We start from the raw sequence: 10,287 nt of genomic DNA, 5'->3' as shown, positions 1-10,287 counted from the left end.
GGTTCCAGCTTCGGGCCCCGACGGGGAACTGACGCACCAGCAGCAGAAGTCACACACCTACTAACGATCAACTACTGGCGCAGGACACTAGTGCGGCGCCCGTTCCTGCAACGCCGTCCGCCAGGCCGGCGCCGGCCCCTCCGGAGCGGGCTCCGGCCGACGCCCGCCGCGAGCGAAGAAGTCGGCCAGAGGCAGGATCGCCGCCCCGACGGTCACCGCGTCCGGCCCCAGCCGCCCGAGCTCGACGGTCACCTTCTCCGCCGGATGCCGCAGCGCGTACGACGCCGCGTGCCGGCGTACGGCAGGCAGGAACCGCGCACCCAGCTGAAGACCGGCCCACCCGCCGATGAGAATCCGCTCGGGCTGGAAGAGGTTGATCAGGTCGGACAGTCCGGCACCGAGGTACTCCGCGGTCTCCTCCAGCACGGCCAGCGCCACGGGATCCGCCTCCGCTCCGGCCAGGGGGTACGCCGCGGCCAGCATCGCCGTCAGCGCCGTCTCCTCGTCGACCCCCTCCGGCGGCTGCCCGCCCTCCTCCGCCCAGCGCTCCAGCAGCGACTCCGCGCCCGCGTACGCCTCCAGGCAGCCGAGGGCACCGCACCGGCAGCGGCGCCCCCTGACCCGTACGGTCAGATGTCCCCACTCGACCGCCCGGCCGTGCTCCACCTCCGGGGTGACGAGGCAGGCACCCACACCGGAGCCGAACAGCACGACGACCGCGTTGCGCGCCCCGCGTCCGCCGCCGAACCACATCTCGGCCTGGCCGAGCGTCTTGGCGCCGTTGTCGATGAAGTAGGGAATCGCGTCGGGCAGTTGTGAGGTGGAGCGCAGCAGGTGCTCCAGCGGGACCGCGTCCCAGCCGATCGTCTGGCCGTGGACGACGGCGCCGCGATCGGGGGTCCGCTCCACGATGCCCGGGACGCCGATGCCGACGCCGAGCAGCCGCTCGGGGGCGATGCCGGCCTCGGCGAGGACCTCGGCGATTCCGTCACGGATGTGACCGACGATGACCTCGACCTCGTAGCGCTGCTGCTCCAGGGGGCGCTCGGCGCGGGCGAGTTCGGTGAGGGTCAGGTCGAACAGCTCGATCCGCACCCGGGTCTCGCCGACGTCGACGCCGATCATGTGGCCGCTGGCGGGTGCCACGCGCAGCAGCGTGCGCGGGCGGCCGCCGTCGGAGTCGACGCTGCCGGCCTCCTCCACCAGGCCGTCCGCGACCAGATCCGCGACGACGTTGCTGACCGAACCGGAGCTCAGTCCGGTCGCCGGACCGAGTTCGAAGCGGCTGAGGGGCCCGTCGAAGTAGAGCCGCTGCAGCACGACCGTGCGGTTCGCCCGCCTGAGGTCGCGTACCGTGCGTCCGTTCCGCCCCGCAGCCATGTGGCTCCCTTCGCACCCTGTTCGACCTGCAACATACCTCCGAGTGCGGGCCTGGCGCGACTTTCTCCTACCCTTAGTTCACGCTGTGAGCTAAGAGGCGCTCAGGACACATGCCATTCGGACACCGTCAGTTCCTCGATCTCGTCGAGGGCCGCGACGAGTTCGGGCGCGACCACGTCCTGGACCCAGCGGTCGTGCTCCTCGTCGGCCTCGCGCGGGATCGTCTCGGTGAGCATGATCAGGTAGAGGTAGGCGCGGTAGAGGGCGAGGCGCAGCAGCGCCGGGGTGTCGAACTCGGCCCGTCCGCCCGCCTCCCGGTAGCCCGCGAGGAACGACTCGTCCTTCTTGATGTCCCCCAGCAGCGCCAGCGAGACGAAGTCGGCCAGCGGATCGCCCCAGAACATCCGCTCGCCGTCGATGAGCCCGCCGATCCGGGGCTCCGCCGTCGAGCGGTCGACCAGGATGTTGCCCTGCCACAGGTCGAAGTGGACCAGGCTCGGTGTCGTGACCTCGTCGAGCGACGGGTACGCGGCGCGGGCGGTACGGGCCACCTCGTCGGCGGGGCGGGGCAGCCGGGCCTGGTAGTGGCGGGCGTCGTCGAGGACCGCGTCGAGCATCCCGGAGAAGGCGGTCCGCCAGTCGCGGGACAGACGGCCGAGCGCCCCGGACGGATAACCGAAGGCCGGTCCGCTCACCCGGTGCAGACGCGCCACCTGGTCTCCCAACTCGGCGCGCAGCTGGGCCTGCTGGGCATCGGTGAGCCAGGAGCCCCAGGCCTCGCCCGGACACGCCGTCATCAGCAGATGGCGTCCGTCGGCGTCTCCCCCGACGGACACGAGGCGCGGCGCCGGCACGCCGGCCTCGGCGGCACAGCGGTAGAACTCGGCCTCGGAGACCAGCAGTTGCTTCTCGTAGCTCAGCCCGGGGGCGTCCGGCGCGAGCTTCAGCACGTAGCGGCTGCCGTCGGTGAGGCCGAGTTCCTCGACCATGTTGTACGTGCCGCCGTCCAGGGGGCGCAGGTGGGCGAGGCGGTCGGGAGGGATCTTCGAGCCCTCCAGGATGCGCCGGGCCCGTTCCCAGGAGTCCACCACCGTCCGCCCACCCCTCCCCTGCGCTCAGCCGGCCGCGTACACGTCCTCGACGTAACGCCCGTCCGCGATCAACGCGTCCAGCCACTCCGCGGCTGCCGCCGCGTCCGTACCCGGCATGCGATCTCGGTACAGGGTACGGAAGGCGTCCCGCACTCCGGGCGCCATTCGCGAACCGTCGCCGCAGACGTACACCCGGGCCCCGGCGCCGAGCAGTTCCCACACCTCGTCGGCCTCGGCGGCGAGGCGGTGCTGCACGAACGTGCCCGCGGTGCTGAACGCGGGGCGCAGCGACACGGCTCCCGCGGTCTCGGCGGCGTACAGCTCCTCGGCGTGCAGGAAGTCGGCGTCGGGTCCGTCGCAGCCGAAGTAGCAGAGCGCCGGGGCGAGTTCGGCGCCCGTGACGAGGGCCACGGTGCGGTCGGCGACGGCACCGCGGAAGGGGGCGAGGCCGGTGCCGGCCGCGATCATGACGACGGGGGCCGAGGCGTCGCGCGCGTCGATGCGGAATGCCTCGCGGCACGGCTGGACGCGGGCGAACACCGTGTCGCCGGGGGCGACATCCGCCAGATGGCCGGAGCCCGTCCCCCGGTACGACCCCTTGCCCGAGCGTGCGGGCGCCTCCAGCAGCGACACCATGAGGTCCGCGTGGCCGGGGTCGACGGCGGGCGACGAGGAGATGGAGTAGTGGCGGGGGCGCAGCGGGGTGAGGATCTCCAGGAGCCGCGGCCAGTCGAGGGCATCGCGCAGCGCGGGGTGGTCCTCGATGACCTCGACGAGGGTGCGCGGATCGTCGCCGGTCAGGGCCGCCAGGGCCGCCCGCTCGGGCGGGCAGGGGTTGGCCGCGGCGAGGGCGGCCAGCTGGGCCGCGCTCGGACGCTCCTGCAACTCGACGTGGTGCGTCAGTAGTTGACGTACCGTCAAGGGCCGGTCGACCGCGAGGCCGTCGCGGCGCGGGCGGGTGGGCCGGATGTCCAGGACGGTGCCGGGGTCGGCGCCGAGGGCGGTGGCGGCGCGGTCGACCAGTTCCGCGGCGTTGGCGGGCAGCACGGTGAGGTGGTCGGCCGTGCGGTAGGCGGTGCCGTCCGGGAGCGCGACACGGACGAAGCGCTTGCGGCGCGGGTGGTCCGGCGAGGTGAGGTCGTACGCCTCGGTGACCGTCATGGGGACGAGCCCGTGCCGCTCGGCGAGCGCGGCGACGGGGCCGCCGGTCAGGGTGCGGACCTCGTACGCCGTGCTGGGCTCGTCGGCGGCCGGGGCGGTGGCGTCCGGGTCGCCGTGCCGTTCGAGGAGGGCCGTACGCAGCCTGGCCGTGAACTCCCTTACCGCGCCGGTCAGATCGCCCGAGGCGTCGGCGGCGGCGCGGTCGGCGAGGCGGGTGGCGCCGAGTGCGGCGAGGCGGTCGTCGATGCGGGTCGGGACCTGCTGGTAGGTGGCGGCCCAGTTGCGGTCGCCGACGCCGAGGACGGCGTAACCGACGTCCCTCAGGTCCTGGTCGGCCTCCAGCCAGGCGGCGAAGGCGGTCGCGTCGTCGGTGGGGCGGCCGTTGTAGGAGGCGGCGGTGATGACGACGGGGCGGTCGGTGGGCAGTCCCCCGGCGTAGGCGTCCAGGGGTGCGACCTCGGTCGCGCAGCCGATCGCGGCGGCGGCGTCGGCGAGTCCGGCGGCGAACTCGCGGCAGGTGCCGTAGTTGCTGCCGTGCAGCACCAGGACGCCGGTGCCGGGGCGGACGCGGGCGGGCAGGGCGGACGGGTCCAGGTGATGGGCCGTCTCGGCCGGCCGGACCCCGGGAAGCGCGACGTGCTCGCGGTCGGCCGCGGTGCGCGGAGTGAGGGTCAGCGTGAAGCCCTCCGGCTTCAGGGTGAGGGTCTCCTTCACGGTGAGCGCGTAGTCGGCGTGGTCGTGCAGGCGGTAGCGGTGGACGAGCATGGCCAGCAGCATGGTCGCCTCGTGCAGCGCGAACTGCCGTCCGATGCAGGCGCGTTCACCGGTGCCGAACGGCTTGAAGGCGTGCACCGGCCGCGCGGCCTCCGCCTCGGCGGTGAACCGGGAGGGGTCGAACAGCTCGGGATTGTCGCCCCAGACGGGCCGGCGGTGCAGCATCGGGGCGAGCACGGTGACGGCCTGCCCGGCGCGCAGCGGGACGCGTCCGCCGAGCAGCGTGTCCTTGAGGGCGTGGCGGCTGAACGCGGCGGCCGTCGGCCACAACCGCAGCGCCTCGTTGAGCACCTGGCGGGTGTACGTCAGCCTGCCGATGTCGTCGTAGGTCGGCTCGGGGTCGCTTTGGTCGCCCCACAGCGCGTCGACCTCGCGCTGCACGAGCTGGAGCGCGGTCGGATGCTTGGCGAGGAAGTACAGGGCGAAGGACATCGCGCCGGAGGTCGTCTCATGACCGGCGATCAGGAAGGTGATCACCTGGTTGCGGATGTTGGCGGCGTCCAGGGTGCCGCCGTCGGCGGGGTGCTGTGCGGTGAGCATCAGGCCCAGCAGGTCCTCGGCCCCGGCCTGGTCTCCGCCCGCGCGGGCGGAGATGACGTCGTCGACGACCTGGGCGAGATAGGCGGCGTCGTTCCGGAACGCCGCGTCGGCGGCCGAGTGGTCCTGGCCCGGGGTGCGGGCGAGGCGGTTCATGCTCCACTCCAGGCAGCGGACCATGGACTCCACGAAGGGATGGGGTTCCGAGCGTCCGAAGGACCCGAAGTCGTAGCCGAATCCGGCGAGTCCGATCGTGTCGAGGGTCATCCGGGTCATGTCCTCGGGCACGTCGACCGGCTGCCCGGTGCGCGCGGCGCGGTCCCAGGAGTCGATGAGGCGGCGTGCCACCTTCAGCATCACCGGGTGGTAGGTGCGCATCGAGCCGAGTGCGAAGGCGGGCATCAGGATGTCGTGCGCCCGGGCCCAGTTGGGCTCGTCGTTGTAGGCGGTGAACAGGCCGTCGGCGGCGAACTCGCGGACGTTCTCCAGCGCCGGCCCGACGTGCTTGGCGAACCGCTGCTCGTCGGCGAGGTCCGCCACCAGGTCGAGGTCGGCGACGAACAGCGCGTCCCGTCCGTGCAGCCGCCGTACGAGCACCGGACCGTGCTCGCGCATCAGCCGCATGACCTGCTGAATGGGTGTGCGGCCGGGTCCGGTGGCGCTGATGTCGACGAGGGGGACGCCGGGAAGGGTGTCTGCGGTGTGGGGGTGCAGCACGGTGGGGGGCATGGCGCGACAACTGCCTTTCGCGGTACGGAAGTACTGCGATCAAGGTTGGTCGAGGGGACCGGGGCGTCCACGCCGTCGCACTACACGATCGTGTAGTCGGGAAAGCTCCCGGGGGCTTGCACAAGTCCCCGGTGTACGCCTCACTCCGGGTTCGCGCCGTCCGTGAGGGGTCCGGGTGCCGGAGCCGTGGTGGCCCGCGGGATCAGCACGGTCGGCAGCACCACGTGCCGCTTGGGGTCGGTCTCCGGGTCGTTGAGCAGCTCCAGGACCAGTTCGCCGACCACCCGCCCCATCTCCGAGGGCGACTGGGCGACGGTGGACAGGTCGAACCACTCGGCCACCGGCTGGTCGTCGAAGCCCAGCACCGACATCCGCTCGGGCACGTCGATCCTGGACCCGCGCAGGGTCCGGACGAGCGAGGCGGCGAGCTCGTCCTGTTCGGCGAAGACGGCGGTGGGCGGCTCGCGCAGGCTCAGCAGTGCGCCGATCGCCTCGACCACGGCCCGCTTGTCCTCGGGCGGGGCCGCCACCACGAGGGAGTCGTCCAGGGGCACGTCCGCCTCGGCGAGCGCCTGCTGGTAGCCGAGCAGCCGCCCGTGCGAGCTGAAGGAGAATCCGGTGGCGCCCTGGGCCTGCACGAAGGCGATCCGGCGGTGCCCCAGGTTGAGCAGGTGCCGGGTGCCGTTGCGGGCGCCGGCCACGTCGTCGACGTAGACGCTGGGGCGGCCGTTGGCGTGCTGGCTGACGTAGACGACCGGCATGCCCAGGTCGTCGAGCCGGGTGCACTCCTCGTCGGTGAGATCGAAGCAGAAGACCAGCAGGGCGTCGGCGTTGCGGCGGGCCGGGAGCTGCTCGAAGAACGCGGCGCGCTCGGCCAGGTCGGGTATGACGTAGACGGCGAGCTCCATGTCCGCCGCGCGCAGCAGCGGGCCCAGGCTGGACAGGGCCGAGCCCATGAACCACGAGTTGAGCGTGGGGACGAGTACGGCCACGACGCCGGTCCTGCCGGTCACCAGGCTCGAGGCGTGCCGGGACACCGCGAAGTTCAGCTCCCGTGCGGCCTGTTCGACGCGGGCACGGACGTCCGGCGACACGTTCGACAGTCCCCGCAGGGTGCGCGAGACGGTGGATGCGGAGACCCCGGCCCGCTCGGCGACGTCGGCCATCGTGGGGTGCCGTTGAGCTGCTGGCATGGGCGGACGTTAGCACAAGCGTGCCCGAATCCACAGGGTCCGATGACAGCGCTGTCAAGGAATTACCGGCGCGTAACGCATTGACGCGCCGCAGTTGTGGCTCCTAGCTTGCAAGCGTTGTCTCGATCTGGTCATGGATGACCCGAGGACGCTTCCTGAAAGTTTTCATCAGATGCTCTGAGCTGCATAAATATCACCGCAATCGTCGTGACAGCGCAGTCACGACCTTGGTTCCGCCCGACCCTGGAGCACCATTGAAGATCAGAACGACCAGAGCGCTGCGGCGCTGTGCCGTCTCGTGTGCGGGCCTTGCCGCCCTGGCCGCCTGCGGCTCGGGCGGTGGCTCCGTGTCGAGCGGGCCGGCCGGCCGCGCCTCCTTCGAGGGGCGCGGCCCCATCACCTATGTCGCCGGCGCGGACAACACCGGCACGGTGCAGGCGGTGCTCGACCGCTGGAACAAGCTGCACCCCAGGGAGAAGGCCACCTTCGTGCAGCTGCCCACCGACCCGGACGCCCAGCGGCAGCAGATGATCCAGAACGCGGCCACGAGGTCGGACGCCTTCACCGTGCTCTCCGTGGACGTCGTGTGGAACTCGGAGTTCGCGGCGCACCGCTGGGTGGACCGGCTGCCCGAGACCGGCTTCCCGCTGCGGCGGATGCTGAAGCCGATCGTGACGACCGGCATGTACCGCGGCGGGCTGTACTCGGTCCCGGCCAGCTCCGACGGCGGCATGCTCTACTACCGCACCGACCTGCTGAAGCAGGCGGGCGTCGGTCAACCGCCCACCACCTGGGCCGAGTTGAAGGCGGACTGCGCCAAGGTGCGTCGACTGCCCGCGGCCAAGGGCATGTCCTGTTACGCGGGCCAGTTCCAGAAGTACGAGGGCCTGACGGTGAACTTCGCCGAGGCGGTGAACTCCGCGGGCGGCGTCGTCACGGACGCTCAGGGCCGCCCGCACCTCGACTCCCCTGAGGCGGGGAAGGGTCTGGACTTCCTGGTCGACTCCTTCAAGGACGGCACCATCGCGAAGGAGGCCGCCACCTATCAGGAGGAGGACGCGCGCCGCGCCTTCCAGTCCGGCAAGCTGGTGTTCGAGCGGCAGTGGCCGTACATGTATCCGCTGGCGGCCAAGAAGGACGGCTCCAGCAAGGTCGCCGGCCGGTTCGCCGTCGCACCGCTGCCCGGTCTGAACGGGCCCGGCGCCTCCAGTCTCGGCGGCCACAATCTCGCCCTGTGGGCCTCGGCGAAGAACAAGGCCACCGCACTCGACTTCATCCGGTTCTTCACCAGCCAGGAGACCCAGCGCTTCACGCTCGCCTACGCGCCGGCCGCGCCGACGTACCAGGCGCTGTACCAGGACCCGGGGCTGGTCAGGAAGTATCCATACCTCCCGACCCTCAAGGAATCGATCCTGCACGCGGTGCCGCGTCCCCGGGTCTTCGGCTACGGCGACGTCACCGCCGCCGTCCAGCGTGAGGCGTTCGCCGCGATCACGGGTGCCAAGAGCAGCGCGAGCGCGCTGCGGGACCTTCAGCGGGACCTGCGGCAGCAGACGGCGGGGAAGTGAGGAGACGCTCATGGTGACCACCCACAATCCGCCCGGGAGCGTCGACCGGCCGACGGCACCGATGCGCGAGGCCGCCGGTCCGGCCCGGCGCGGCCGGCACCGCACGGCCACCTCCGGCTCGGCCGGACTCGCCGCCCTCCTGGTCTCGCCGACCCTGCTGGTCCTCGCGATCGTCGTGCTCTACCCGACGATCGTGGCGATCAAGGACTCGTTCTACGGCACGCCCGGCCTCGACCCGAGGACCGGCTTCGTGCGCGACCACGACCCGTTCGTCGGCGCCGACAACTACACGGGCATCTTCGGGGCGGCGGGCGAGCGCTTCTGGAACGCCTTCTGGAACACGACGTTCCTGACCGTCACCACGGTCGCCCTCGAGTCGGTGCTGGGCATCGCGATGGCCCTGATCATGCATCGCGCGCTGCGCGGCCGGGCCGTCGTCCGTGCCTCGATCCTCGTGCCGTGGGCCATCCCCACCGCCGTCACGGGTCTGCTGTGGCGCTGGATCTTCAACAGCGAGGGCGTGGCCAACGCCCTGATCGGCCGTCAGATCCTGTGGACCACCGAGGGTTTCCACGCCAAGGCGGCGGTCATCATCGCCGATGTGTGGAAGACGGCGCCCTTCATCGGACTGCTCGTCCTGGCCGGCCTCCAGGTGATCTCCAAGGAGGTCTACGAGGCGGCCCGGATGGACGGGGCGGGCGTGCTGCGCCAGTTCTGGAGCATCACGCTGCCACTGGTCAAACCGGCACTGCTGGTGGCCGTGTTGTTCCGCACGCTCGACGCCCTGCGCATGTTCGACCTGCCGTACATCCTCGTCGGCGCGCAGAAGACCTCCGTGGAGACGCTGTCCATGCTCGCCCAGGACCAGGCGGCGAACGTGCGGTTCGGACCGGCCGCCGCCTACGCGGTGATCCTCTTCGTCTACGTCTTCCTCATCGCGCTGGCGTTCGTCCGGCTGCTCGGGGCCGATCTCGTACCGCATCGTCGCAAGGGGGCCGCCGCATGACCACCACTGTGCATCCGGCCCTGCGCAAGGCGCTGCTCCGGCTCGGGGTCACCGCGGTCGTCGCCTACTGCCTGGCGCCCTTCTACTGGATGCTGGTCTCCAGCCTGCGCCGCACCTCGGACATCTTCGACAACTCCCTGTTCCCCAGCAGGATCTCGCTGGAGAACTACCGCGCGGTCCTGGACCCGTCCCAGGCGTTCACCCGGGCGCTGCTCAACAGCCTTGTGGTGGCCGGGACCACCACCGTCTGCGCTCTGCTGCTGGCGACCTTCACGGCGTACGCCATGGCGCGGCTGGAGTTCCGCTTCAAGCGGTTCGTGCTGACGCTGATCATCGCCACGTCGATGTTCCCCGTGGTGTCGATCGTGGTGCCGCTGCTGAAGATGTTCGTCGGCTTCGGCTGGATCGACACCTACCAGGCGATGATCGTGCCCAGCATGTCGTTCACGCTGCCGCTGGCGGTGTGGAACCTGACGGCCTTCTTCCGGCAGATGCCCGAGGAGCTGGAGCACGCGGCGATGATCGACGGCTGCACCCGCGGCCAGGCGTTCCGGCGGGTCATCATCCCGCTGGCCGCGCCCGGCATCTTCACCACCGCGATCATCACCTTCATCGCGGCCTGGAACGAGTTCCTCATCGCCCTGTCGATGACCAACAAGCCCGACATCCAGACGGCGCCCGTCGCGATCTCCAAGTTCGCCGGAGCGACCCGGTTCGAGACGCCGTTCGGCAGCCAGATGGCGGCCGGTGTCCTGGTCACCGTGCCGCTCGTCGTCATGGTGCTGCTGTTCCAGCGCCGGATCGTCGCCGGCCTCACGGCCGGTGCCGCCAAGTAGCCCCGCCCGTCC

Annotated in this window: 7 protein-coding genes; 3 read left to right on the top strand and 4 right to left on the bottom strand. The window is 71.4% G+C overall.

All coding sequences use genetic code 11. From position 1 onward, the window contains the following. Positions 1 to 87: 87 nt before the first annotated feature. The 4 genes from ACGFYN_RS39920 to ACGFYN_RS39905 form a co-directional block, all read right to left on the bottom strand. The gene (locus ACGFYN_RS39920) at positions 88 to 1,380 is read right to left on the bottom strand and encodes an ROK family protein (protein ID WP_393870899.1); all 1,293 of its coding nucleotides are present in this window, start codon (positions 1,378 to 1,380) and stop codon (positions 88 to 90) included. A gap of 101 nt (positions 1,381 to 1,481) precedes the next feature. Continuing rightward, positions 1,482 to 2,471, bottom strand: coding sequence for a phosphotransferase family protein (locus tag ACGFYN_RS39915; RefSeq protein WP_393870898.1), 990 nt, complete (start codon positions 2,469 to 2,471; stop codon positions 1,482 to 1,484). A gap of 24 nt (positions 2,472 to 2,495) precedes the next feature. Continuing rightward, a complete protein-coding gene (locus ACGFYN_RS39910) occupies positions 2,496 to 5,672 on the bottom strand; it encodes a cytochrome P450 (protein WP_393870897.1) in 3,177 nt (1,058 codons plus the stop codon). Between the two features lie 140 nt (positions 5,673 to 5,812). Then, the gene (locus ACGFYN_RS39905) at positions 5,813 to 6,865 is read right to left on the bottom strand and encodes a LacI family DNA-binding transcriptional regulator (protein WP_393870896.1); all 1,053 of its coding nucleotides are present in this window, start codon (positions 6,863 to 6,865) and stop codon (positions 5,813 to 5,815) included. Positions 6,866 to 7,119: 254 nt separating this feature from the next. Here ACGFYN_RS39905 and ACGFYN_RS39900 point away from each other — a divergent pair, with 254 nt between their 5' ends. The 3 genes from ACGFYN_RS39900 to ACGFYN_RS39890 are packed head-to-tail and all read left to right on the top strand — an operon-like array spanning position 7,120 to position 10,275. Then, positions 7,120 to 8,433, top strand: a complete 1,314-nt coding sequence (locus ACGFYN_RS39900; RefSeq protein ID WP_393870895.1) for an ABC transporter substrate-binding protein — start codon at positions 7,120 to 7,122, stop codon at positions 8,431 to 8,433. Between the two features lie 10 nt (positions 8,434 to 8,443). Continuing rightward, entirely contained in the window at positions 8,444 to 9,439 is a 996-nt protein-coding gene (locus tag ACGFYN_RS39895) for a carbohydrate ABC transporter permease (RefSeq protein WP_393870894.1), read from the top strand. Further along, positions 9,436 to 10,275: a carbohydrate ABC transporter permease gene (locus ACGFYN_RS39890; protein ID WP_393870893.1), complete on the top strand. Its 840-nt coding sequence runs from the start codon at positions 9,436 to 9,438 to the stop codon at positions 10,273 to 10,275. Before ACGFYN_RS39895 ends, ACGFYN_RS39890 begins: the two co-directional genes overlap by 4 nt. The last annotated feature ends 12 nt before the right edge of the window (positions 10,276 to 10,287 follow it).

The organism is Streptomyces sp. NPDC048419 (assembly GCF_043200415.1).
Classification (GTDB): Bacteria; Actinomycetota; Actinomycetes; order Streptomycetales; family Streptomycetaceae; genus Streptomyces.
Note: the sequence above shows the minus strand (reverse complement) of the source record. Positions and strands in the feature narration are given on the sequence as shown.

What these genes read in the sequence shown, in the direction of transcription:
- ACGFYN_RS39920 (WP_393870899.1), bottom strand. Translation starts at nt 1,380, where the DNA reads ATGGCTGCGGGGCGGAACGGACGCACGGTACGCGACCTCAGGCGGGCG.
- ACGFYN_RS39910 (WP_393870897.1), bottom strand. Translation starts at nt 5,672, where the DNA reads ATGCCCCCCACCGTGCTGCACCCCCACACCGCAGACACCCTTCCCGGC.
- ACGFYN_RS39905 (WP_393870896.1), bottom strand. Translation starts at nt 6,865, where the DNA reads ATGCCAGCAGCTCAACGGCACCCCACGATGGCCGACGTCGCCGAGCGG.
- ACGFYN_RS39895 (WP_393870894.1), top strand. Translation starts at nt 8,444, where the DNA reads ATGGTGACCACCCACAATCCGCCCGGGAGCGTCGACCGGCCGACGGCA.
- ACGFYN_RS39890 (WP_393870893.1), top strand. Translation starts at nt 9,436, where the DNA reads ATGACCACCACTGTGCATCCGGCCCTGCGCAAGGCGCTGCTCCGGCTC.